18 protein-coding genes are annotated in these 24,795 nt (G+C 47.0%); 10 read left to right on the top strand and 8 right to left on the bottom strand.

What is annotated here, in order from left to right:
- Positions 1-117: 117 nt before the first annotated feature.
- From ACY652_RS12735 to ACY652_RS12715, 5 genes are all read right to left on the bottom strand, one after another.
- The gene (locus tag ACY652_RS12735; protein ID WP_462264755.1) at positions 118-4,200 is read right to left on the bottom strand and encodes an FtsW/RodA/SpoVE family cell cycle protein; all 4,083 of its coding nucleotides are present in this window, start codon (positions 4,198-4,200) and stop codon (positions 118-120) included.
- The gene (locus ACY652_RS12730; RefSeq protein ID WP_462264754.1) at positions 4,187-5,671 is read right to left on the bottom strand and encodes a PP2C family protein-serine/threonine phosphatase; all 1,485 of its coding nucleotides are present in this window, start codon (positions 5,669-5,671) and stop codon (positions 4,187-4,189) included. The genes ACY652_RS12735 and ACY652_RS12730 overlap by 14 nt, the downstream gene beginning before the upstream one ends.
- Positions 5,672-5,745: 74 nt before the next feature.
- Entirely contained in the window at positions 5,746-6,696 is a 951-nt protein-coding gene (locus ACY652_RS12725; RefSeq protein WP_462264753.1) for a hypothetical protein, read from the bottom strand.
- A 32-nt stretch (positions 6,697-6,728) separates the two neighbouring features.
- Positions 6,729-8,198: a serine/threonine protein kinase gene (locus ACY652_RS12720; RefSeq protein ID WP_462264752.1), complete on the bottom strand. Its 1,470-nt coding sequence runs from the start codon at positions 8,196-8,198 to the stop codon at positions 6,729-6,731.
- Positions 8,199-8,431: 233 nt separating this feature from the next.
- Entirely contained in the window at positions 8,432-9,589 is a 1,158-nt protein-coding gene (locus ACY652_RS12715) for a glycosyltransferase family 1 protein (protein ID WP_462264751.1), read from the bottom strand.
- A gap of 562 nt (positions 9,590-10,151) precedes the next feature.
- Here ACY652_RS12715 and ACY652_RS12710 point away from each other — a divergent pair.
- From ACY652_RS12710 to ACY652_RS12690, 5 genes are all read left to right on the top strand, one after another.
- Complete coding sequence (locus tag ACY652_RS12710; protein WP_462264750.1) at positions 10,152-12,113, top strand: sensor histidine kinase; 1,962 nt, start codon at positions 10,152-10,154, stop codon at positions 12,111-12,113.
- Complete coding sequence (locus ACY652_RS12705; RefSeq protein WP_462264749.1) at positions 12,113-12,514, top strand: response regulator; 402 nt, start codon at positions 12,113-12,115, stop codon at positions 12,512-12,514. Before ACY652_RS12710 ends, ACY652_RS12705 begins: the two co-directional genes overlap by 1 nt.
- 66 nt (positions 12,515-12,580) lie before the next feature.
- On the top strand, positions 12,581-13,717 hold the full coding sequence (locus ACY652_RS12700) for a pyridoxal phosphate-dependent aminotransferase (RefSeq protein WP_462264748.1): 1,137 nt from the start codon (positions 12,581-12,583) through the stop codon (positions 13,715-13,717).
- A gap of 2 nt (positions 13,718-13,719) precedes the next feature.
- A complete protein-coding gene (locus ACY652_RS12695; protein WP_462264747.1) occupies positions 13,720-15,654 on the top strand; it encodes a DsbA family protein in 1,935 nt (644 codons plus the stop codon).
- 536 nt (positions 15,655-16,190) lie between these two features.
- The gene (locus tag ACY652_RS12690) at positions 16,191-16,505 is read left to right on the top strand and encodes a ferritin family protein (RefSeq protein ID WP_462264746.1); all 315 of its coding nucleotides are present in this window, start codon (positions 16,191-16,193) and stop codon (positions 16,503-16,505) included.
- A gap of 210 nt (positions 16,506-16,715) precedes the next feature.
- On the opposite strand, the gene ACY652_RS12685 is transcribed toward ACY652_RS12690, so the two are convergent.
- Genes ACY652_RS12685 through ACY652_RS12675 form a run of 3 tightly spaced genes read right to left on the bottom strand, consistent with a single transcriptional unit; the run spans position 16,716 to position 18,918 of the window.
- Entirely contained in the window at positions 16,716-17,690 is a 975-nt protein-coding gene (locus tag ACY652_RS12685; RefSeq protein WP_462264745.1) for a LiaI-LiaF-like domain-containing protein, read from the bottom strand.
- Positions 17,691-17,701: 11 nt separating this feature from the next.
- Positions 17,702-18,187 carry a PspC domain-containing protein gene (locus ACY652_RS12680; protein WP_462264744.1) on the bottom strand — a complete coding sequence of 162 codons (486 nt, stop codon included), beginning with the start codon at positions 18,185-18,187 and terminating at the stop codon, positions 17,702-17,704.
- A 23-nt stretch (positions 18,188-18,210) separates the two neighbouring features.
- Positions 18,211-18,918, bottom strand: a complete 708-nt coding sequence (locus ACY652_RS12675) for an SDR family oxidoreductase (RefSeq protein ID WP_462264743.1) — start codon at positions 18,916-18,918, stop codon at positions 18,211-18,213.
- A gap of 81 nt (positions 18,919-18,999) precedes the next feature.
- Here ACY652_RS12675 and ACY652_RS12670 point away from each other — a divergent pair, with 81 nt between their 5' ends.
- The 5 genes from ACY652_RS12670 to ACY652_RS12650 all read left to right on the top strand — a co-directional run bounded on the left by ACY652_RS12670 (position 19,000) and on the right by ACY652_RS12650 (position 24,662).
- Positions 19,000-19,731: an MlaE family ABC transporter permease gene (locus tag ACY652_RS12670; protein WP_462264742.1), complete on the top strand. Its 732-nt coding sequence runs from the start codon at positions 19,000-19,002 to the stop codon at positions 19,729-19,731.
- Positions 19,728-20,480, top strand: coding sequence for an ABC transporter ATP-binding protein (locus ACY652_RS12665; RefSeq protein WP_462264741.1), 753 nt, complete (start codon positions 19,728-19,730; stop codon positions 20,478-20,480). Before ACY652_RS12670 ends, ACY652_RS12665 begins: the two co-directional genes overlap by 4 nt.
- Before the next feature lie 519 nt (positions 20,481-20,999).
- Positions 21,000-21,881 carry a class I SAM-dependent methyltransferase gene (locus ACY652_RS12660; protein WP_462264740.1) on the top strand — a complete coding sequence of 294 codons (882 nt, stop codon included), beginning with the start codon at positions 21,000-21,002 and terminating at the stop codon, positions 21,879-21,881.
- 133 nt (positions 21,882-22,014) lie between these two features.
- Entirely contained in the window at positions 22,015-23,607 is a 1,593-nt protein-coding gene (locus tag ACY652_RS12655) for an N-acyl-D-amino-acid deacylase family protein (RefSeq protein WP_462264739.1), read from the top strand.
- Positions 23,604-24,662: a hypothetical protein gene (locus tag ACY652_RS12650; RefSeq protein WP_462264738.1), complete on the top strand. Its 1,059-nt coding sequence runs from the start codon at positions 23,604-23,606 to the stop codon at positions 24,660-24,662. Before ACY652_RS12655 ends, ACY652_RS12650 begins: the two co-directional genes overlap by 4 nt.
- Positions 24,663-24,795: the final 133 nt, after the last annotated feature.

Raw genomic sequence — 24,795 nt, 5'->3', positions numbered from 1 at the left:
CAATCCAAAACTCGCTTTTTATAGCCGTTTACAGCCGTTTACAGCCGTTTATGAACACTTTATTGCTGTTTATTGCCATAAAATAGCGGCAAAATCAATGCTATAACTGTTATGCCTTTACTCCACAACTGTCTTAGCCGCCTCGCCATTAATACTCTTAATATACCCCTTTTTCAGCAAAAACGGAATCACGTGCTGGCCTGCCAGTTTCACGGCATCAGATGAGCCTTTGGTCTGCTCTATGCGCACGCATACCACCAGATTGCCTTTTCCATCCGGTTTGGGAGCAAAGAACACATACCAGCCATCGTTGATCTCACGCCCTTTCCATATACGTTCAGGCGTGCCCGTTTTGCCGGCTACGGCGATGCCTAAAGTATAGGTTTTGGCGGCGCTCTGCTCAATCATATATTTGCGCATCAGTGCGGCGTATTGTGCGTCGTTAGCCAGTTTAATGCCGGGTTTTACCGCCACTGCCGAATCACTTATCTTCAACACATAGCGGTTAGGCACCAGTACACCATTGTTGGCAATACCGGCAGCCACCCGCGCCACGGCAGCAGGTGTGGCAATTAACGCCCCCTGCCCCCAGGCCATGCCGGATATACCTTTGGCGCGTGTTTTACGAATGTTATCCGGGTTATAACGCGGCCGGGTGTTGAACTCGGTTTTGCGCCATAAGGTTCGCCATTTATCTTCCTGCGCTTCGCTTAAACTTTCCCGGCCAAAATAATAGCCGCCTACCCCGTGCAGAAACATGCCGGTTTTCAGGTAAACGGTAGCCATGTCCTCCTGCAAATGCTGCTGGTTAGCCAGTTTAATAAAGTAGACGTTGTTGGATTTAGCTACTGCACGCTCCATGGTAATCAGTCCTGTTTCATCCGGCTCTAGGCCTTTGGTACGTATACGCTCGGCCACGCTTACATTATATTTCTGGTCGGCTGCCGCTATACCCAACTTATTAAAAGCGGCCAGGGCCGTTACCAGTTTGGCGGTTGAGCCCGGCTGGGTAGCATAGGTAAAACCTAAGTCGGCCGTGGTCATCCAGCCGGCCAGCGTGTTCTGTTCGGCGGTGGTCATGGTCAGTTGCTCCCAGTTGTGCACGGGCGGCAGCGGGTACACCGAGGAAGCCAGCACATCGCCGGTTTGCGATTCCATCACCACTACCGATACCCGGTTATCCTGCAAGGCCGTATCTGCCGCAATGGAATTTTGTATCTGCGTTTGTAACCCGGCATCTACCGATAACCGCACATCACGGTTACGCCTTCGGAAAGAATCAACCTGCGCACTATTGATGCCAGACAGCAGCAATGAGGCAATGGCGCTATAATCCTTTTTTACCACCGTCATTTCGTGTACGCCGCGAGGCAGGAAGCGGTTTTCCTTAAAGCGGTTAGCCGTAACGTCGTAATTGGTGGTGGGCATTTTGAAGCCCCGCAAATCGGCCACGTGCTCATACTCGCCAAAATAGCCGTTGGTGCTGCCGTTGAACACACCGGTATTGGCATCGCCCGTCCAGAAGAAGGCCTGTTCCTCGAACGGATAGTAACGATCAAGCCGCTTGTGTTGCGCCGAATCCAGATCATAAGCCGGTACGCCGGCGTTTTTGAGTTTGCTCAACTGCTGCCGAACCAGTTCGGGTTTACTCGTCGCTAATATTAGGCCCTCGCGGTCATACAAAGTACCGGCCTGCAAGCGGTTCATCAAGATGGCAATGCGGGGATTGTAGCTGAACATCCGCGCCCCGCTGCGGTCAGCCACCAAAGCGGGCTGCACCACCCATTTCTTATTGTTGAACAGGTAACGCGATACGTTTACTGTAAGCAGCGCGATGCCGACACAGGCGGCCAGCAAGGCCGGCACCAGGTTACGGTCCTGCTGTTTGGTGAGATAACTCATCTGCACCGGTGTACCCTTTACCATAGAGGCCGACAGCAGAAAGCCGGAAGCCAGCAGGTTGGCCACCAGAGAAGAGCCGCCATAACTTTGGAACGGCAAAGATACCCCTGATAGCGGCAGCGCCCCTGTTGAACCGCCTGCGATCAATAGAAACTGCACGAAGGTAGACACGCCTACACCGGCACATAAATAGAATAAAAATGGCGTACCCGTACCGCGCCCTATAATGATACTGCGGTTGAGGTATAACAGGAATAAGAGAAAAATGCAGACAATACCCGTCCAGCCGAAATCCTCGCCCATGGAGGGCAGTATCATATCGGTGTGCGCTTCGGGAATGGTTTTGGCGAAGCCCTGCCCGATGCCCTGGCCGGATACGCCACCGCTTGACATGGCCCATAAGCCATTGGCCACCTGGTCGCCGCCGTATACTTCATTATTCCAGGCATTCTGCCAAATGGCCTTGCGGTCGGTTAACCGCTGCACCGGGCCGGGGAATGCTTTATCGAGGTAAGGAATCTGGTCGATGGTGACAAAGGCCGCCATGATAATCAGCGCTGCCACAGCCGATTCGCTTAACTGGCGGCGCTGAAAAAGCATCAGCAGGCCTACTACTACCGCCGTTGCCAGTGCGGATAGCCAAACATTCTTTAATACCCACGAAGCGATTATGTAGATAACTACCGCAGCAACCATAAACATAAAATCGCCCCGTGAAAAAGAGAACAGCACAATGAAGGTAAAACAGACCACCATAGCTGGCCCCAAATCACCCAGTAATAGGAACAGCAACAGGGTAAATACAATAGCTATCAGTGCAAAACCGAAAAAAGACCAGCGTTTGTTATAACTGGTGTACTCGCTGATCAGGCGCTCGTTGGCTGCGAAGAAACCGGCCAGGAAAAGAATGATGAGGTATTTAACAATTTCGCTCGGCTGAAAGCCCAGCAAGTTCACCTTTACGCCGCTACCCTCAGGACCGGTGCCAAAAACAATGGTCAGCACTAATAAACCTGCTGCAATAACCACCCAGGGCCAGCCGTTGGCTGCGGTGCGGCTTTGGGTAAACAGCAGTAAACGGTAAAACCGCGAATCGGGCGTAAAACGCCGCAGGCTGATAAACAGCATTATGCACATACCCAGCAAGCCGATACCCAGGTACATCAGCGAATCACGGGCCAGAAAGCGGTCGCGCAGGGGATCTTGCAGGCTTAATAATGTGAGAAAAGATAGGCCGGTAAGCAGCATAAGTACCGGCAGTATCAACTGGTCGGCAGTTTTAAACTTTGCGGACAGCAGCAGATGCACAACAAAAAAACCGGCAAAAAAGCAACCGGCAATCAGCCAGAAACCTTTGTTAAATTCTTCGGGCGTACGCACAATCAGCGATTTCTCTTTCTTCAGAATATTAAAATCGCGGGTGGAAAGCAGGCGTATCGTATGCGGCGATTGGTAAAAAGTCAGCTCTGCATCCTCGTCCAACTGCTCTGTACCTTGCGAGGCGCCGAATTGATAACCGGGTTGCAGCGGCAATACCTTGTACGCCTTACCATCGGGCAAATGGCTAAAGTTAAACTGACCTTCAGCATCTGTGCGGGCAAGCCCGATAAAAGCTTGCAGATGGGGGCGGCCGCTGCTGTCGGGCACATAAGTACGCTTAAAGGCAGCAGTGTTGTGGTAGGTTACCTTTAGCTCGCTTTCCGGGTCATCTGTATACAGGCTGTCTTGCGGCAATATCATTTCCAGGCGCACCAGCACACCGCTAACAGGTGCTTCTTCGTGCGTAATTTTACCGGCAATACTGTATTTACCGGCAGCTGCATCAGCATTGGCAGGCAATTGCGGCGGCCCCTGCTGTTCCTGCTGAAACCGCACAGAATCCGTCCCGGTATACCCTAACAGAGAACGTGAAGCCAGCACCCGCTTTTTAAAAGAATCGCCCCCCTTTACAAAAGCCTCACCGGCATTTACCTCATAGCGGCGTTTGTTCAGTTCGCCAATATTATCAATCTTTTGGCCGGTATTTATTTTAGCAGCTACGGTAGCTTCAATCAGGCTGATGTCGCGTTTATCGTCAAAATAATAACCTTTTTGCAGCAAGGTTTTTAAATGCCCTGCCGGGTCGGCAGCATTCAGGTTCACCATGGTTCCTTCCTGCAAACGTTTGGGCACATCGGCAAAACGCTGCTGCAAAACAATGTGTAATTTTACGAACAGGCTGCCCAGCAGCAAGGCAATCAATAACAGAAACAGGCGTTCTTTCCCCCTGCCGGGATTAACGGTTTTAGCGGGCTCCATGTGGCGGCACAGGTTTGGTAACGGTTGAAGTATCGGTTTGGTAACGCAGCATGGGAACCCGTATGGATACAGGTACAGCCGAATTAATGACGTAAGCCACCTGCACCGGGTAAGTACAGTTTACAAAACGCACCTGCTGCAACTGCAGGGCATCATTTATAGAGGCAATACCTGTGCGGAAACCATCAAAGCTAACGCCGTTTAATACCACTTTTCTACATGCCGGGCCCAGCGCAATAGCCGGCCCGGTATAACCTGTACCCGCTTTAAATATAAGTCTGCCCTTTATGTACAAAGTATCTTTGTTTATTTTTAACGTATCGTTAAGTATTAATGGCACAGCAAAGCTTTCGCCTGTTAACTGCAGGGTGTTCCCTTTGAGTTTATTAATGGTATCCTGTAATTTTAACAGCTGAGTACTTTGCTGCTGTTGCTGTGCTGCTGCAGGTATGGTTGCCGGAACTGCTGCCAGCGGCTTTTGCTGATGCGCCTGCCAGTAAAACCATGCAGCGGCAGCTAAAAACGCCAGGCATAACAAGGAGAGCAGTATAACAATCTTATAGTTACTCTTGTAAATGGGCTCAGGCGCTGGATTGCTTTCAGGCGGCATTTCCTGCGTTTGCGGCACAACTTTATTTAAAACTGCCGGTTGCTGTATTTCTGTGTTTACCGGCTTAGTGGCAATATGCTGCTGCGGCTGCTTGTAATTATGCACTAACACTACGGTTACATTATCGCGCCCGCCATTGCGGTTGGCGGCTTCAATTAACTGCTGCGCTTTTTGTGCAAGGCCGGCATCACTTAATAATACGGCAGTTATCTGCTGCCTGTCCACCATATCGGTAAGGCCGTCGCTGCAAAGCAGCAATAAATCGCCAGGCAGGAACGGCGAATGTCCGGTTTCTATGTAATCCTTTTCGCTGGTAAGTGAATTACCAAAGCCCAGCGCCTTATTGATCTCATTGCGTTTGGGATGTTGCATAGCTGCAGCTTCACTCAACCGGCCGGAATCTTCCAGGAAACCAACAAACGATTGATCATTGGTAATTTTTATCAGCGAATGGTCCCGGAACAGGTATAGCCGCGTATCGCCTACATGGACATAATAAAACTGGTTATTCTCAATATCCACTAACGCCGCCGTGGCCACGCAGGCCATACTGTCTAAATCACGCTCCTGTTGTTTACGCGCGTATATTTGTGCATTGCCCTGCCCAAAGGCGTTTACCAGTGCCTGCAACGGTTCGGTATGGGCGGATAAAAATTGGTTTTCCAGCTGCTCCCGTGCAATTTCGGCGGCAATTTCGCCGCCATTGTAGCCGCCTACCCCATCAATAGCGGCAGCCAGTATATAGCGGCCATCCTGAACAGGCTGAGCCATAAAGGTATCTTCGTTGTTAGTACGAACGCGCCCCACGTCGGTTAGCCCGAAATAATGTTCATCCATTACGTTTACCTGATTGTTTAACATCGATAAAATGCGTTAATAACAGCGGTACAGCAATTACCAACAGGCCGGTAGATAAGAGTTGCGAAGTCATGAGCTCAGGCTTTAAATAAGTTAACGCCAATTATACCATTGAGCAGGATGCGTGAATTAACCGGCAGTTCGGTCCACCTGGGGGCATTTACATCGCTACGCTCAATTACATTTTCATTCAGGGTAGTCATCTCGCCGAAGGAGGCCAGATAAAACTTACCGTCTGCCTTATTGAACCGAATGCGCAGGTGTGGCACATTAACCCACTCAGTAGGTATCCTGAAAATGTGCGCCTCGTGCCGGGTTTCCTCCTTGCCGGATACTATAATCTCTTCATCTTTCATCAGGTACTCCATTTTGAGGCCGCTACGCTGCTGCTCCGGAAAGATGGTTTCCAGCCTTGCATACCCCTCCTCCGGCTTAGCGCCTTTTGCAGCATCGGCATTCAGCATATCTTCATACGGAAGTTCATAATACCCTTCACTGTAATAAGTAAACCCTTTCAGTACCTCGTGGTTCACATCAAACGTTTGGGCAATACCGGTTTGGCGCGGAATAAAGGTTACCCTCAGGTTATCGTCTTTCTGCATGTCGTTATCAGGCAGCAATTTTCCGATGAAGCCTTTATCGCCCCGTGCATAATCCGGGTGCGATACCAGCCGGAACACCCATTTTGAACCTGAAGGCACTACATTTTTACCTTGTTCGCGGTACCCGCGCAAAATCTCATAGAACTTATTTACCGATTCCTGCACGATAAGGCCGAAGATGCCCTGCTTATTCTGCATAAACTCGTGGTAATCCTCAGCATTAAAGCTGATGATGAACTCATGGTAAAAAACCACCCGTTGCGCGAATGACAACTGCTTGATGGATTCTTCAAATTTCTCTACAATGTACTGGTAGATACCCTCGGGCGTTAAACCGGCCGGGGCTTTGGCTTTCGCCTGGGTTTCATTGGTTAAAAACCAGTCCTGTATGCCTATGCGCTGCCAGAAGTTAGGTTTGGATTCCATTTAATGGTTTGTGGTATGGATGGTGCCTGTGATTAATCTTCCTCTTCGCGCTGCGACCGGTCTGACGGCGGGGAGATAGTGGTGGTATCAGTTTCTTCCCTTTTTACGCTATCGGCTGCCTCGCGCCGTTTGCGTTCCTGCTCGTTTCTTTCCGCCTGCTTGGCTTCCTCAATAACTTTTTGTACGGTATCAGAAGCTGCCTGCCGCATTGCTTCACGATCCGGTGTACTGTAATTACTTTCTGCCTGTATGGTCGTATCTGTTGTAGTAGATGGCCGCCGGGCAGATGAAGTATCTATATTATTGGCGCCGGGAGTAACAGACGGGCCCTTGAAAAATAAGGCATAGCTGGAAAACAGCATAAAAACCAGCAACAATGTTACCAGCCCTGCAAATACAGGTTTAGACATTGATACTTTTGAAGTATCAAAATCAGCAATGCGTTGCTGCTCGGCATCTGCCTTCTCCTGTTTAAACTGGCTTATCTGTGTTTGCAGCCTGCCGTTTTCCTGCTGCAAGGCAAGCAATCCGGCCGGAGTTGCCGCTGCGGGCAGTGATGCGGATGATTGCGGCACGGCCACGGTTCCGCTCAATGCCGCTTCGGCAGCAGCCAGGTTGCCGTTCATAACTGCTTCCTGCAACTCTATACCGTTGGCGTAGCGTTCCTTTGGGTCTTTTCTTAAACACTTACCAATTACGGCAAGCAACCAACCGGGCACCCTCGCCTCCTTAAGCTGCTGTATTTTGTTGATATGGTTTTCCCGTAAAGCGGTTAACTCAGGTACGGGCATTTCCATGTGTGCCAGCATTACCTGGTTGCGTGCGGCCTCGCTATGGTCGGCCAGCGGAAAAGGAACCTGGCCGGCCAGCAGTTCGTATAAAATAATGCCGTAGCTATAAATATCAGTTTGCGGCAGCATTTCGCCCCGGCTCTGCTCGGGTGCCATAAACTCAATGGCACCGGCATGGCGCAAACTGGTACGACGCTGCTCCTCGCTCATCAGCGCCAGCCCGAAATCCAGCAGCACATAATTGCCGCTGCGGGTGTTGTAGCGCACATTGTTGCTTTTAATGTCGCCGTGCTGCACGCCTATCCGGTGGCAATGCGCCAGCGCCGAGGCCAGCTGGTCGGCCAGTTTGATTACCTCTCTTACAGAAAAGACTTTGGGGTGCGGGTCCTGAAGCAGTTCAGACAAATCAGGCCCCTCAATATACTCCATCTCGATGTAAGGGAAGGAGCCGCTCTCGGTTAGACCTGATGACAGAATCTTTACTACGTAAGGTGAGCCCTGCTCATTTACCTTACGCAGCTTATCTACCTCATTCTGAAAATTGCTGTAGTTCTTATCCTGCATATCCTGGTTCAGTACCGGGGTAGGCAGCAGTTTTACAGCGGTATATATTTCCGCTTTGCGCCGCCCTTTGTATACGGAACCCTGGCCGCCGGTTTTCATGGCACCCAGATTTTCTAAACCCTCCGCTATGGTGAATACTCTGCTCATGGCTTTGTTTAACTGCTTTTAACAGGTAATGATTAAGTTGATAAATGTAGTATATACAAACGGCGCAACATTTATTGGTGACCAAATTAAATATTCAATGCAACACCTGTAGCATACGGTTTGTAATTATATGAAATGTAAGCAATATTTACAGCAGGCAGCACAACCTGTACCCAATAAAAAACGCCTTGATTATTCAAGGCGTACAGTTAGGCGATACTTTTTTTAAGGACTTAACTGGCAATAGGTATGCTATCGTGGTTACGGCGGGTGGCCTGCATCAGGCTTTGCATCTGCTGGTAAGTATTGTCCCAGGAGTTGTTTTTTAGAAAAGCATCTGCCTTTTTAAGCCATTCCTTATTACCTTTTTGCGCTAATGCCTTTTCAATACACACAATAAATTCAGTATGCGTTCTGCCGATATGTACCAGCTTTTCTACACCGTAGGGATGTACCACATCCCGTATAGGTGTGGAAACCACGGGAACACCGCCTGCCAGATATTCCGGCGTTTTGGTAGGGCTGATAAAACGCGTAGATTCATTTAGTAAAAATGGGATCAGCGCCACATCCCAGCCAGAAAGATAAGCCGGTAAATCCTGATAATTTTTACCGCCCAGGTAGTGAATATTAGCTAACTGCGGAAGTGTGGCCGGGTCAACCTTTACCACCGGACCTAACAACATCAGGTGCCATTCGGGATGTGCCTCTGCAATAGCCTTAATTAGGCTGATATCAAAGCGCTCATCAATTACTCCATAAAAGCCCAGTTTGATACCGGTAACTGCGGCTTGGTCCTGCGGTTGCGCAACCGGTTTACGCGCCACCGAAAAATGAGCTTTATCAATACTGCTTGGAAAAGGATGTATGTTTTCGTGCTGATGTTTCTTAGCTTCGTAAAGTGAGTGGCCGCCGGTAAACACGATGTCGGCTTTGGCCAGTAATTTACGCTCCAGCTCTTTAAGTTCAGCGGGTGCAAACTTAAATGCCGAAAGCTCGTCCATACAATCAAAAACAGTTAAGCCAGGCGTATATTTTTCTGAAAAAGCAAGTGCCATAGGCGTATAATACCAAAAGGTAAAATTCTGCAAATCCCGGTCCTTTAAAAACCCATCCAGCAAATGCTGAAGGGAGGCAATCACTTCTTCATGAGAAAGACCGGAAGGCAGATGGGGCACAGCCACAACTACACCTTCAGACTGCTTTTCGAACTGAAGCTTCGGTATACTGCTATTATTATCAAACACAGGCTCTTCTAAAAAATATACTTCAGCCTTTCCCATTTCGGCAAAGCGGGTCAACAAGTGCTGAGGGCGCTGGTATACAAACTTCCAGCGTAAGTGTGAGAAGCACAAAATACTGTTTGTAGCTTCTCCTCTGTGTTTATTCATGAAGTAAGACGTTTTATTTTATATAAATTTTTCAAAAAATTACGAAACCAATAAACCATAGATTTACATGATACCGCCACACAGATTACAGAAAAAATCTTTTATATGTATATCAGCAGCAAGTATCTTCACTCAAATGTTAATATATCTTCGCCTTCAATTAAAAATAATTGCCGGTTTATAGTAATAACTTCACGTTAAACATTTTGTTTAAGGTAAATTTATATCTTATTATTATAAACTATATACAGAAAACAGGTAACGAGCCTCAAAAAACAGTTTAATCCTCATTAATCACCCTGCTTACACCAAAAAGTTACAATTGTGCTTAACATATAGGGCGCAGTAAACGTATTATATATGATTATGTATACAACTACAAGAATAAAATAATTCTGTTTTACTGATATGTACAATAGCAATGCGTACAATTACAGCTTAGTTGATAATAAATTATTGCTTATACTGCATATATAACAAAAACCGTTAACTTTTTTGCATGATACCGCAATTTAAGTATTCATCATTACTACCCTGGTAATATGGGTTTATTATAACACAATTGGATTATAACACAGCACCACCCGCCCAACCCAACTATATTGTGCAAGAATTACCACCACTATACACTTTACCCGATGCGGGCCTGGATAACCTGATAGCGTTGACTGCAACCCTATGCCAGGTACCGGCGGCCGCCTTACTGTTCACTAACGGACATCAATTATGCATCAAAGCGGTTTTGGGCTTATCAGTTAATGATATAGCAGACGCTGATACTTTAGGGGCGGCAGTATACCGGCAAAAAGCCGTCCCCGGTCAGCTAAACAGTTTAATTGTTGAACACCGGATATTTGCATCACTCGGGCATAATAGCCTGATTGCTTATCCCCTGCCCTGGCAGGATAATGATATAAACGGCTATGTATGTATACCCTGCAGGGATGGGCACTATTTAACCGGGCAGCAACAGGAAATGTTATCCCCGTTAGCCAAGCAGTTTGCTTTGGATATTACAAGCCGCCAGCAACAATTAAACATTAATACAAATGTAGCGCAACACATTAGCCGTGAACAAATAAAATATATTTTTGAACGTACGGTAGATGCGGTGGTAATTACCGACCAGTACGGCACCATTACGCAATGGAACCCAAGAGCAGAAAATACCTTTGGCTGGAAGGAAGAAGAAGCCATGGGGCAAAATTTTGAAACGTTGTGCTTGCCTGCCGAAAGCAACGCCCGGTTTTTGCAATATAAAGAAAGCTGCGGTAACAGTAATCAACTTACAGAACTGATTGCACTGCACAAAAACGGCTCCGAACTGATCATCAGGCTGGGCTTATCCTGCCTCAATTATAACGCTGTTAATTATTGCATTATGTTTATGGGCGATGTTACCGAACATCAGCAAATTACCAACCGCCTGGATAAGCAAAAAGCGTTTTACGAAAACATCCTTAACAAACTGCCTACCGATATTGCGGTGTTTGATGCCAATCACCGGTACTTGTTTGTGAACCCCGGCGCCATAGGTAACCCTGAATACAGGAAAGCTATTATTGGAAAGGATGATTATGAGTATGCCGCTTACCGCGGGCGTGATGCTACCGTTGCAGACAAACGCCGCTCGCAGTTTCTCGAAGTTAAAAAAACCGGACAGGAAATCAGGTGGGAAGACGGGCTGCGTGCACCCGATGGTAAATTGATTACGCATTTGCGGCGTATGTTTCCGGTACACAACAAGCAGGGCGAACTGAAGTTTGTAATTGGCTTTGGCATGGATATTACCGACCGTATCGCCCTGGAAGAAAAGCAGTCCATGATGGTGAAGCAGCTTTCGGCTCAAAATACGCAACTGGTTGATTTTTGCAACATCGTATCGCATAACCTGCGCGGCCCGCTGGTCAACATGTCTATGCTGGTACAGTTCATTAAAGATGCTGACGATGCTGAAGAGCAGCAATTTCTGATCAGTAAATTACAGCCGGTGATTGACAATCTGCATACTACCTTTAATGAACTGGTAGAATCTATTCAGATAAAGCAGGATGTTGGAATTATATCTGAAAACATAAACCTTGATGATTGCGTGCAGCGTACGCTTGCCGGTTTTGAAATGGAGATTAAAAAAACGGGCGCTGTGATTGAAACCAACTTTAAAGAAGCCGGCACCTTATATTACCCTTCTAAATACCTCTTCAGTATATTTTACAACCTGATAGATAATGCTTTAAAATACAGTGCCCCGGCTCGGCAGCCGCATATCTGCATTACCACTACACGCAATGATGATAACGTGCTTTTGTCGGTTGCCGATAATGGGCTTGGCCTTGATACCAACAAACACAAAGACAGCTTATTTAAGATAGGCAAGGTATTTCACCGGCACCCCAATGCCAAAGGCTTTGGATTATTTATGACTAAAACCCAGGTGGAGGCCATGGATGGCCGTATATGGGTAGAAAGCACGCCGGGCGAGGGAACCACATTCTTTGTTGAATTTAAAAAACAGCCGCTATAATGAAAAAAGCCACTGTTTTTTTAATTGACGATGATCAAACCTTCGTGTTCCTAACCAAAAAGATAATGCAATCATTACCCTATACTTTGCAGATAAGGGAATTTACCGATGGTTTACAGGCCATCGAATACTTAAAGGCCCATGTGCAGCAACGCGATCTATTGCCCGACCTGATATTTCTGGATTTAAGCATGCCGGTAATGGATGGCTGGGAGTTTATTGATGGATACAATCATTTGCAGCCGCTGCTGGTAAAAGGGGCGCAGTTGTATATTGTATCCTCGTCTATTTCGCCGCATGACATTGAGCGCTCTAAAGGCATAAGCAGTGTAGCTGACTTTATTGTTAAGCCGCTTGGTAAAAGTAAGTTTGCCGAAATAGCAGAAAACCTACCCTTATAATTCGTATAATCCAACAACTTCAACAACCTCCTTATCATGTTTGGCCCCGAATCTGTTAACCTTGATTTGTTAAGACAAAGAGCTTACAACCTTCGATGGGCCACTGTGCCGGAAGATGTGATACCGCTTACCGCTGCCGATCCTGATTTCCCTTGTGCGCCTGAAATTGCTGAAGCCATTACCAGCTTTGTTAGCGGCCGTTATTTGTGCTACGGGCCGCCGCAGGGCTTGCCCGACTTTAAGAAGACCGTTGCCAACTTTTTTACCGGCAAACGGAATGTACCGGCAAAACCGGAGTACACCATGCCGGTAGACAGTGCTGCGTTTGGCATCTACCTCACCTGCAAAGCGTTTTTAAACGCAGGCGATGAAGCCATCATATTTGATCCTGTAGATTTTTTATTCCGCTATTCGGTTGAGGCAGTGGGCGCAACGGCCATACCATTTGCCATTCCTCCGGGAACCGGTCAAATTGATATAGAAGCCTTCGAGCGGTTAATTAGCCCGCGCACCAGGTTAATTTGCCTGTGCAATCCGCTAAACCCTACCGGTAAGGTTTTTTCTGCAGATGAACTTATGCTGATCGGCGAGCTGGCCTGCAGGTATAACCTGATGATTCTGTCGGACGAGATATGGAGCGATATCATATTTGAACCGGCCGCATATACCAGTATTGCCTCACTTGGTGATGAAATCAGAAACCGTACCATACTGGTTACCGGGTACAGTAAATCTTACGGGCTGGCAGGCCTGCGCATTGGTACCGTTGCCGCTTTTACCCAACAAGTGTTTGACAGGGTGTATGATGCCTCTCTGCATTATTCTACCATACATGGGGCAAACGTACTGGGGCAAATAGCCGTAGTAGCTGCTTTAACCCGATGCGATTACTGGCTGAAAGGTTTTGTTACCCATTTGCAGCGCATGCGCGATATTACGGTTAAACAATTAAATAACATACCGGGCATTAGCTGCATTGCACCTGATGGCTGTTATGTAGCCTTTGCCAATATTAAAGGTACCGGTAAAACCAGTACCGAAATGCAGCAATTGTTATTTAATGATGCCCGAGTAGCTATAGTACCCGGCTTGAAGCAATGGTTTGGCGATGGTGCGGAAGGCTATATACGCCTTTGCTTTGCAACCTCAGAACCCATATTAACCGAAGCCCTTTCCAGGATAACCGATACCCTTACCCGCTGAACATGAAAGTTGTAATTATTGGAGGCGGCATTGCCGGCCTTACCCTTGGCGCACTGCTTCACGAGAAGAATATTGAGTTTGTTATTAATGAACGCAATGTGGGCAGCCCTTCGCACGGCCATGCGTTTTTAATGCATACTGATGGTTTGGCTATACTAAATGAATTAAGTGCTGACAACCAAATCCGCCTGCCCGGTAATAACGTTGACACCTACAGCCTAAACCGGCCCGATGGGCAGGAAATTAAGCGCGTACCGCTTAATTCATGGAAGTGTATCAGGCGGCAGGATATGCTGTTCTTTTTAACTTCGCTGCTGCCTGTAAACTGCGTAAAAACCGGCAGGCAGTTCTCACACTTCAATTATGATAAAGGCAAAGCCATAGAAGCCGTTTTTGAAAACGGCGAAACTGAGCAGGGCGACCTGTTTATAGGCGCCGATGGCAGCCATTCAAAAGTAAGGCAAACGCTTTTCGGCAACACCAGGTATTCGGCCACCACGGTTAAAGAATTTGTTGGCATCTCCCCCATTACCGCATCTGTACAATACAACCCAACGGTGTTCAATAAATATCAATGCAGAGACAGGGGGCTGTCTTTTGGTTACATACCTGTTTCTATGCACAAGATGGTTTGGTTTATGCAATATAACAGCCTTGAGCAGGATATTGATACCTACACGCCGGAAGCCATAAAGGCATTTTGCAAAGCGCAATTCGAGGGCTTTCCGCAAGAGGTACACCATATCTTGCAGGCAAACGATTTTTCTACCACCTATCTCTGGAAAACTACAGACTTCGATCTGCTGCCTGCCTTTCATCAGCATAACGTAGCCATTATAGGCGATGCAGCCCACCTGGCGCTTCCTTTTACCAGTTCTGGTACCACCAATGCAGTTATTGACGCCAAAGTGCTGGTACAATGCCTCGAAAATAATACAAGCCACGAAAGTGCCTTTAAACAGTTTTACAAGCTGCGTGCAGATGAAGTAGCCAACCACACCGAGCTGGGCCGCCAGTTGCAGCAATCCTTCCTTAGTCCACTTCAGGAAATTGATATGCCGCTGCCCCTTATTTCGCGCCAGCGCAACAAAGCAGGCAGTAACGCACTGCATCATCCTATCCAGGTGCTGTATTTTACTGATCCTATTTGCTCTACCTGCTGGGTTATACAGCCGCAACTGCGCAAGTTAAAGTTAGAATACGGCTCCTACCTTAATATAAAGTATTGCATGGGCGGCTTGCTTTCATGCTGGGAAGACGGCAATACCGGCAGCATCAAAACGCCCGACGATGCTGCACGCCACTGGGATGAAGCCTGCCAAATTTTTGAAATGCCAATGGATGGCGATGTATGGATAGAAGATCCGCTCTACTCCTCTTATCCGCCCTCCATTGCGTTTAAAGCTGCACAGTTACAGGATGAAAATAAGGCGATGCTGTTTTTAAGGCGTATTCAGGAAATGGTATTCATGGAAAAAAAGAACATTATTAAGTGGAAGCATATTGAAAATGCGGCCTTTGCTGCCGGGCTTGATTGTGTGAAGCTACTGGCCGATTTCAAGACGGATGGGCAAGAGCACTTTAAAAGCGACCTGGCTTTGGCAAAACAATATGGCGTTACCGGCTTCCCTACGCTGTTCTTCTCAGATAGCGCCGGCAAGCAATTTATGTTGCGCGGCAATCAGCCCTATGAGCAATTTGAGAATATCATTGCCGGTTTGTTGCCTGAGGTACGCAAAAAAGATATTACCTGCAGTGCAACGGAGCTTTTTAACCATTTTCCTACACTTACAGATAAAGAATTTTCGGTGCTTACCGGAAAAACAAAAGAAGACACCTCGGCACTGCTGAATGAGCTGATGCAAGGCGGCCATATTGAACAGTATAAAAGCAAAAATGGTATCATCTGGAAAAGTAAGGCAATGGTAAATAAGTAGGCGAATCAATGGGTGCACCTTACAAGTATCCGGAGTATCTGTTTTTAAGTTGAGCATATCGCACTCACAGCAGGCTAAGCTGTGAGTGCTCCCTACCGGCAGCACCGGCCAAAGGCAAAAGCATACGTTCATACCAGTGGTATGCCTGCCCGGTGCAGTTCCAAAACAACATCAGCACTAACCTGGTTACTGCCTGCCGGACAGGGGTGCTGTGCTGCCCTGATCAGCTCAAAAAAGTGTAAACCCAAAGTTTACACTTTTTTTAAAAAATACCATTCAACTAATTGACAATCAATATATTGTAAAAATGCAGGGTTTACACTTTTTAGAGCTTTTAGTTGTACGTTTTAATGCGGTTTCAGTTCTTTAAAACGCTTATAAATTTTATGCTATACCAAAGGCTCTGGCGGGCGCATTAACCCTTAAACAATAATGTTTCCATATTAACGCAAATCAGCAGCCGGGTGAAACCCCGGAGCCGGGTTTCAGTTAAGTATGGGCCGGTACATTAATTGCCGGCATAAATATCAATTATTATGGGATTTGATCAATATCATGAACCGGCACATGAACTGCCGGAAGAAACACGCACCTTCGCACGCATGATTGCCTCATTAGGTGAAGAAGCCGAAGCCATTAACTGGTACGAGCAGCGTATTTCCGTTGAAAAGAATGAGCAGGCCAAAGCCATTATGCAAAATGCGCAAAAGGAAGAATTTAAGCATTTTGGCATGGACCTGGAGTTTCTGCTGCGCCAAAAACCCTTATGGCGCGATACCATCAAGGAAATCTTATTTAAAGAGGGTGATATTGTTGACCTTGGTGAAAAAGGCGAACACGCAACGGAGTAAATTACCATAGCTTACCCCGGTAAAGGCTGGCAGTTTACCAGACCGTACACTAAAGATAAAATCCGGAAATGCTGCCAAAGGGGCTTCATTAGCTTATTAAAACCGGCAAATGAGTGGTTATTATTGAATCAAAACAGCGCAGCGCCTGCATCACTCGTTGTAAAGCAGGCGCTGCGCTGTTTTTGCTGTTGGTGCTACTAAATGAACCCCTTAGTATCTTTTTACGGTAAAATCTGATATGCCACCACTAAAGTGCACATATATTTTTTGAGCGGCAGAGCCGAAATTAGCGGTTTCATAATGATTACTGCTGATTTTGTTGAACCCTTCAATCTCATTAGACGACAAGCCAGTACTGGTGGTTACCTGGCAGGCCGCCCCGGTGGGCACTTCAATGGTAATGTCTGATACGCCTGCCGAAATATTTACATGGGTTTCGGCCTGTGGTATACCCATTTTTACTTTATAGTCGGTTGCGCCGCCGCTCAGCTGCAGGTTGCGCACTTTAAATTTACTCAAATCAAACCGCAGTTCATCAGCCCCGCCTTTGATGCTGATATCCCATACCGGTTTGGAGTTCAGCCTGATTTCGGTTTTGTTTGATTGATCACTGTCGCTGTTGCCAAACCTTACATTCACATTCTTTTTATGCAGGCTGATTTCGGCTGTAGAATCAGTAATGGTATGGTCGAAAATATAGCGGCCATTGTACTCCTGCGCCTGGGCAGACAGCAAATCGGCAGAGGTATCGCGCAGTACGTAGCTGGTTACGCCACCTGATATATTGAGCTTTGCTATTTTAACACGTGTATCAAAGGGCTCGCTGTAAGTGCTGCTACTTTTAATGCCATGGCTACTGTTGTCACTGTCGTTATCAAAGGAAAGATCATCACGGCCCTGATTGCGCGAGTGGTTAAAATGCCATTTTCCCCAGCGGGGGCTGAAATTGAAATTACCGAAGAACAGGATGCCCAGGCAGCTTACCGCTACCACAACACGCACCAATGTTGCCCAGGGTGCCCGGTTGTGGCTCAATAGCAGGTTAACGCCTGCAATTACTAAAATCAGCGGCCAAAGGTACAGTAGGTTACTCCAGTTAAAATGCACTACGCCCAGGCGGTTGAGCAAAAATGCCAACCCAATGCATATTAAAATGATGCCGGGATATAATCTGTTATTTTTCATGACAGGTAAGGTTAAAGTTGTGAAGGATTATCATTAAACGGATCATTCTTGTTGATCAAAGGCCTCTCCTGACGGTCGGCAAATATGAACACCATACCCGCTGCAATCAGCAGCACCGGCCAAAAATAATCAAAATCGAAATCCGGTATCAGGTTAAGCTGGTTCAGCAGAAACAGCAAGCCTGTAAGAATGAGCGCCATGCCCGCAATGTAACGCCCGGCCGAAGGCTTACGGCCATAGTTGGCTGCATAACCGGGTTCCCCATCGTTAGGTGTGTGCATATAGTCTACACCCGGCGTAAACGTTGCAGCGTATGGGTTTTTGGGCAGCACTATCCATAGTATAACATATACCAGCAGCCCTGTTCCCTTCAGAACGAAGAATAGCAGAAAAGCTACCCTGATAACAGACACATCTAAATTAAGATACTCAGCCAGGCCGGCGCATACACCGCCTATTTGTTTGTGCTGCTCATCTTTATACAATCTCTTGCTCATGGTGATTAAAATTTTAAGGTTATTTACAACTGGCCAAACACAGGCTTAATAATCACTTGTTCGGGGTTGGCGCCCGGGCTCATCAGGTAACAGCTGATGATGGCCGATGCCACATCCTCAGGCTGCACAAAACGCTGCTGATCCACCGTTGTGCCCTGCCAGGATGAGGTATAGGTTGAGCCCGGCACTATTGCCGTTACTTTAATACCATATGCCTGTGTTTCTAACCGCATTACATCATTAAGACTTAGCTGCGCCGCCTTTGTTACAGAATAACTTCCGGCTTTTACTACTGGCCCCAGCGCCGCTGCCGAACAGATGTTAAAGATGTGGCCGCTCCTGTCCTCAACCATTTTTTTACCCAGTATACGGTAAAGCTCGTAGCCGCAAATCAGGTTGGTATTTAACTGCTGCTGCAGCGTATCATCTTCTTCATCATCCAGTATGGCACGCTGCTCAAACTGGCCCACGTTATTTACCAGCACTTTAATAAAACCAAGCTGCTGCATGGCCTCGCGGGCAAACTGCTGCACATCGCGCTTATCAGCACAATCAGTAACCCGCGTAAAAATTTTCAGTGCCGGATATTGCTGTTGCAGATCCCGCTTAAATTGAAGTAAATCTTCACTATTGCGAGAACAAATTGCAAGGTTCAATCCTTGTTTAGCAAATGAAGTGGCAATTGCTTTGCCTATACCTTTAGTGGCTCCTGTAATTAAGGCGTTTTCCATAACGGTAAATATAGCAATACGCTGCTCATTCAATTAAAAGTGTATTTTTATCACGGTTTCATTTAATAGATTTAGCAATACATGTTTACAAGTCTTGGCAGATACATTTTGCTGTTACGCCTGAGTTTTAAAAAACCCGAAAAATTTACAGTTTACTGGAATGAGGTCATGCGCGAAATGGTTTCCATCGGCATTGGTTCATTGGGTATCATCAGTATTATTTCTGTATTTATTGGGGCGGTGGCTACTATTCAGGTAGCCTTTCAGCTATCAAGCCCGCTGGTACCGCGCAGTATTGCCGGCAGCATCGCGCGCGACTCTACCATTCTGGAGTTCAGTCCTACCATTTCGTCATTAGTGCTGGCTGGCCGTGTAGGCTCCAGCATCGCCTCTGAAATTGGCACCATGAGGGTAACCGAGCAAATTGATGCGCTGGAGATTATGGGGGTAAACGCACCGGGCTATCTCATTGCGCCTAAAGTAGTTTCAGGGATGATTATGGTGCCGTTACTGGTCATCATGTCTATCGCTTTGGGTATTTTAGGTGGTTACATTGCCACGGCTACCTCGGGTGATATTTCCCCTGCCGATTACATTGCCGGTTTGCATGATGGCTTTATGCCCATTACTATTCAGGTGGCTATGGTTAAAGCAATAGCATTTGGTTTTCTTATTACCTCTATTTGCGCTTATCAGGGTTTTTACACTTCGGGCGGTGCGCTTGAGGTAGGCCAGTCGGCTACCAGTGGTGTGGTTTATAGCTGCGTAGGGATTTTATTTGCTGATTTGGTGATTACGCGCTTAATGTTATGATAGAGATTAAGGACATTGAAAAAACCTTCGGAGAGAATACAGTTTTAAAAGGCATATCAGCCATATTTGAAGCCGGTAAAAACAACCTGATCATCGGGGGATCCGGCTCAGGTAAAACTACCTTGCTGAAATGTATTGTGGGCTTGCATGAGCCTACCAAAGGACAGGTTTTTTTTGACAAGCAAAACTTTACAGAACTGACCTTTGAACAGCGCGTACCCATCCGTACACAGATTGGTATGCTGTTTCAAAACTCCGCCTTATTCGACTCCATGACGGTGGAAGAGAATATTATGTTCCCGATGAATTTATTTACCGATAAAACAAAGGAAGAAAAGCTGGAACGTGTCAATTTCTGTTTGGAACGGGTAAACCTGGCTGGCAAGAACAAGCTGTTTCCTTCTGAGCTATCAGGCGGTATGAAGAAGCGTGTGGGTATTGCAAGGGCCATTGTGATGGACCCAAAATACTTGTTTGTGGATGAGCCCAACTCCGGCCTCGACCCCAAAACCTCTGTATTGATTGACCAGCTGATCAACGAGATTACACAGGAGTATAAGATTACCACCATCATTGTAACGCATGATATGAACTCTGTGATGGGCATTGGCGACCATATCCTGTTTTTGCACGAGGGTAAAAAATGGTGGGAAGGCTCAAACAAGAAAATAGCCCATACCGACAACAGCGAACTGAACGACTTTATATTCGCCAGTAAATTTATGGCGGCGGCTAAAGATCAGTTGTAGATATCAGCTTATTGCAGAGCAATAACGTATAAAAAACGCCTTTATTAGCTAATAAAGGCGTTTTTTTGTTAATAATGACGATAATGCCTGTAATGCGGACGGTGATAGCTTCTGCGATATACCCGCCTGGTAATTACTGTACGGCGCGGGCCTCTGCGTATTACAACTGTACGACGCTGAACAGGTGAAACAACACTGATGGTTGTTTTTGCGCTGGCTGTTTCGGCATAACTAAAGCTGGTTGCCATAACCAGTGCAATTACTAAATACTTCAAAACTTTCATGTTTTTATGATTTATAAGTTTAACTGTTTGTGATTTATGCCGGGCAATTAGCAAACCGCCCTTTATAAATGCTCATTTGTAACTTATGACTGCTGCGTTTAGTTTCCGTTTAGCCGTAACAGGTAAGTTACAAAGAGAGGAAACCGGATAACTTTACAGCTCAAAACAGGGCAAGCATCTTGATTCTTGGCTCTTGTTTCTTAATTCTATCTCATTCGCCCTATCTTTGCCATTGATGATCCAACTCCTTACCCCTGCGCACTGGAAAGACTATGAACTGATAGACTGCGGCAATTTTGAAAAGCTGGAACGCTTTGGCAGTGTTACCCTCATCAGGCCCGAACCACAGGCGGTATGGAACAAGGCACTGCCCGAAGCTGAGTGGCAGCAGCGGCATGACATCCGCTTCAGGGGCCGCTCGGCTACCGCAGGCGATTGGGTAAAGAAGAACCCCAAAACGCCCGACCGCTGGCATATTACCTATCAGAACAACCAGGGCGGTTTCAAACTACGAATGGCTTTAACGTCTTTTAAGCACGTGGGCGTTTTCCCGGAGCAGGCCGTAAACTGGGATTATATTTCAGATACGGTGAAGCAATTTAAAACATCATCGCCTAAAGTACTGAACCTGTTTGCCTACACCGGGGGCGCTTCGCTGATAGCTAAGGCCGCTGGTGCCGATACCACCCATGTGGATTCAATCAAGCAGGTGGTGAGCTGGGCTAACGAAAATCAGGAAATATCTGGTTTAAAAGATATACGCTGGGTAGTAGAAGACGCCTTAAAATTTGTAAAACGGGAAATTAAACGCGGCAAAAAGTACAACGGCATCATCCTCGATCCCCCCGCTTACGGCCACGGCCCCAACGGCGAAAAGTGGAAACTGGAAGATCACATCACCGAGATGATGCAGGACGTGGTGCAGTTGCTGGATGAAAAAGAACACTTTTTAATCCTGAACACTTACTCGCTGGGGTTTTCATCGGTTATTGTAGAAAATTTAATTAAAGGCGCGTTTCCTAAAGCTGAAAACTTAGAAACCGGCGAACTATACCTGCAAGCCACCGCCGGGCCAAAACTTCCGCTTGGCGTGTTCGGGAAGTTTCGGAAGGTATAAAACAATCATCCACTGTGTCATTTCGACCGCAGGGAGAAATTTTCTCCAGGCGACTGGTCTGCGGCAGAAGATTTCTCCCTGCGGTCGAAATGACCGGGTGTTTAATTCAAATATGCAATCTTACTTTAGCCTTATGCGCAAACCCTCACTCTGGTTAATCATCTGCCTGTTCCCCCTGCAACTGCTGGCACAAGCCAAATATGATGTACTCCTTAAAAACGGTAAAATCATTGATGGCACCGGCAACCCCTGGTTTTACGGCGATATAGGTATAACCGGTAATAAAATTGCCGCTATAGGCAACCTGATAAACGGCAGGGCCACAAAGGTAATTAATGCCAAAGGCCTGATAATAGCACCTGGCTTTATTGATGTGCATACCCACATTGAGGGCGACGAAAAAGCTACGCCTACTGCCGACAATTTTATTTATGATGGTGTAACCACCGTTATTACCGGCAACTGCGGCGAATCTAACATCAATATAAAATCTTATCTCCATTTTTTGGATAGCTTGAAGCTATCGGTTAATACGGCCACATTAATTGGCCACAACGATGTACGCAAAGCGGTACTGGGTGCGGCTGCCGTAACCCCTACCCCGGCACAATTGAACCGCATGACCGGCTTAGTGGAGCAGGCCATGCGCGATGGCGCTTTCGGTTTTTCCACCGGGCTGATTTATACGCCCGGCATTTACTCCAAAACGCCGGAAGTAATTGCGCTGGCTAAAGCGGCAGCAAAATACAAGGGCTTATACGCCTCGCACATGCGCAATGAAACCGATAAGATATTTGAAGCCATTACCGAGGCCATTGATGTTGGGCGGCAGGCACAAATGCCCGTAGAAATTTCACATTATAAAGTGGGGCGCCCCAACTGGGGCTGTGCGCCCGAAATGCTGCAAATGGTAGACAATGCCCGAAAGGAAGGCCTGGATGTAACGGTTGACCAGTACCCCTACACCGCAAGCAGCACCACGCTGAGCGTATTATTACCCGACTGGCTGCAGGCTGGCGGACGTGATTCTTTATTGCAACGCCTGGCCGACCCAACTTTGCACCAGAAGGCAGTTAACGAAATGGCAGCCGACATGCAGCGCCGCCAACTGCCGCATTTTGATTATGCTGTGGTAGCTAACTGCAGTGCCAGGCCTGCCTTAAATGGCAAAAGCATCACCCAAATCAACATAACTAACGGCCAGCCATCCACCATACCCGATGAGATAGAAACCATACTCAACATTATAAAGCTGGGCGGCGCCGATATGGTGTTTCATGGCCTGAGTGAAGCTGATGTTGCGCTGATTATGAGCTACCCGCTTACCATGGTCGCTTCCGATTCTGGCATCAGGCGGTTTGGCAAAGGGGTGCCTCACCCGCGTGGTTATGGCAGCAATGCGCGTGTATTGGGTTTATATGTTCGCCATAAAGGTTTGCTAAGGCTGGAAGACGCCGTACGCAAAATGACATCGCTGCCCGCTCAAAAATTTCACCTGCAAGGCAGGGGGTTGCTCCGGCCCGGCATGTATGCGGATATTGCGGTGTTTGATGCCGGGCAGGTAACCGATCTGTCTACATTTGAACGCCCGCATGCTTATTCGGCCGGATTTAAATATATTTTAGTGAACGGCAAATTAACTGTTAATAATTTTAAGCATATTGGCACCCGCAATGGCACCGTGTTGTACGGGCCGGGTTACCATCAGATACCAAATACCTTATGAGGACTTTAAAATCCGTTGTTCTAACGTCGGGCCTGTTAGTGGGTTCACTTGTACTATTTTCTAACTGTACCGAAAGTACGAAGGCCGGCAAGGGCGGAGCATCCGGCAGCGACACTACTAAAAAAGGGGCTGATACCACCGCCTCGGTAAATGCCAAAGGTAACTACCCGCCTCTGGATAAAGCCAAATACGATAGCCTGACCAAACGTTTGGCTAACGGCGACACCACCGGCCACTGGCCGGTTAAAGGCGCACCTTACCCTGTGAATGGCGCTATACTGCCGTTCAAGCGTGTGGTGGCTTTTTATGGCAACCTGTACTCAAAAAAGATGGGCATTTTGGGCGAATTACCGCCTAAGGAGATGCTGGCTAAGTTAAAAACCGAAGTAAAAAGCTGGGAGCGTGCCGACCCTAAAACACCGGTACAACCCGCTTTGCACTATATAGCCGTTGTGGCCCAAGGCGACGGCGGAAAAGACGGTAAATACCGTTACCGGATGCCGTTTAAGCAAATTGACTCGGTATTATCACTTGCTAAACAGGCCAATGCCATTGTATTCTTAGATGTACAGGTGGCACTAAGCAATATTCGAGATGAACTGCCTTTGTTTGAAAAATATTTAGCCATGCCACAGGTACACTTCGGTATGGACCCCGAGTTTTCCATGAAAGATGGTACCAAGCCCGGTAAAAAGATTGGTACTTATGATGCCGCCGATGTTAATTATGTATCTGATTATTTGTCGGGCATTGTACGTAAATACGGCCTGCCGCCTAAAATTTTAATTGTGCACCGCTTTACCCGTAAAATGGTAACCAATTACAAGAACATCAAGCTGCACAAGGAAACCCAGATTGTAATTGATATGGATGGCTGGGGCGAACCGGAACTGAAGCTGGGCACTTACCGCAACCATATCTTCCCTGAACCTGTGCAGTTTACCGGCTTTAAGCTGTTTTATAAGAACGACCTGAAGAAAGCGCCGCACCATATGCTTACGCCTGAGGAAGTACTGAAATACAAGCCGCAGCCAATTTATATACAGTACCAGTAGGTTACCTCCTAACCCCCTAAAGGGGAATAGAACTTTAAAAAAGAAGGCAGGATATTACCTGTCCTTCTTTTTTATATCATTATCATTTTTGCTCCTATATATAAATACCACCTCTGCTCCCCCTTTAGGGGGT

It is taken from the genome of Mucilaginibacter sp. (assembly GCF_965200995.1).
GTDB lineage: Bacteria > Bacteroidota > Bacteroidia > Sphingobacteriales > Sphingobacteriaceae > Mucilaginibacter.
The sequence above is the reverse complement of the archived record's forward strand: the minus strand, read 5'-3'. Positions and strand labels throughout refer to the sequence as shown.

Coding starts and splice junctions, on each gene's coding strand:
- ACY652_RS12735 (WP_462264755.1), bottom strand. CDS start 4,200: ATGGAGCCCGCTAAAACCGTTAATCCCGGCAGGGGGAAAGAACGCCTG.
- ACY652_RS12730 (WP_462264754.1), bottom strand. CDS start 5,671: ATGTTAAACAATCAGGTAAACGTAATGGATGAACATTATTTCGGGCTA.
- ACY652_RS12725 (WP_462264753.1), bottom strand. CDS start 6,696: ATGGAATCCAAACCTAACTTCTGGCAGCGCATAGGCATACAGGACTGG.
- ACY652_RS12720 (WP_462264752.1), bottom strand. CDS start 8,198: ATGAGCAGAGTATTCACCATAGCGGAGGGTTTAGAAAATCTGGGTGCC.
- ACY652_RS12715 (WP_462264751.1), bottom strand. CDS start 9,589: ATGAATAAACACAGAGGAGAAGCTACAAACAGTATTTTGTGCTTCTCA.
- ACY652_RS12705 (WP_462264749.1), top strand. CDS start 12,113: ATGAAAAAAGCCACTGTTTTTTTAATTGACGATGATCAAACCTTCGTG.
- ACY652_RS12695 (WP_462264747.1), top strand. CDS start 13,720: ATGAAAGTTGTAATTATTGGAGGCGGCATTGCCGGCCTTACCCTTGGC.
- ACY652_RS12690 (WP_462264746.1), top strand. CDS start 16,191: ATGGGATTTGATCAATATCATGAACCGGCACATGAACTGCCGGAAGAA.
- ACY652_RS12685 (WP_462264745.1), bottom strand. CDS start 17,690: ATGAAAAATAACAGATTATATCCCGGCATCATTTTAATATGCATTGGG.
- ACY652_RS12680 (WP_462264744.1), bottom strand. CDS start 18,187: ATGAGCAAGAGATTGTATAAAGATGAGCAGCACAAACAAATAGGCGGT.
- ACY652_RS12675 (WP_462264743.1), bottom strand. CDS start 18,918: ATGGAAAACGCCTTAATTACAGGAGCCACTAAAGGTATAGGCAAAGCA.
- ACY652_RS12670 (WP_462264742.1), top strand. CDS start 19,000: ATGTTTACAAGTCTTGGCAGATACATTTTGCTGTTACGCCTGAGTTTT.
- ACY652_RS12665 (WP_462264741.1), top strand. CDS start 19,728: ATGATAGAGATTAAGGACATTGAAAAAACCTTCGGAGAGAATACAGTT.
- ACY652_RS12660 (WP_462264740.1), top strand. CDS start 21,000: ATGATCCAACTCCTTACCCCTGCGCACTGGAAAGACTATGAACTGATA.
- ACY652_RS12655 (WP_462264739.1), top strand. CDS start 22,015: ATGCGCAAACCCTCACTCTGGTTAATCATCTGCCTGTTCCCCCTGCAA.
- ACY652_RS12650 (WP_462264738.1), top strand. CDS start 23,604: ATGAGGACTTTAAAATCCGTTGTTCTAACGTCGGGCCTGTTAGTGGGT.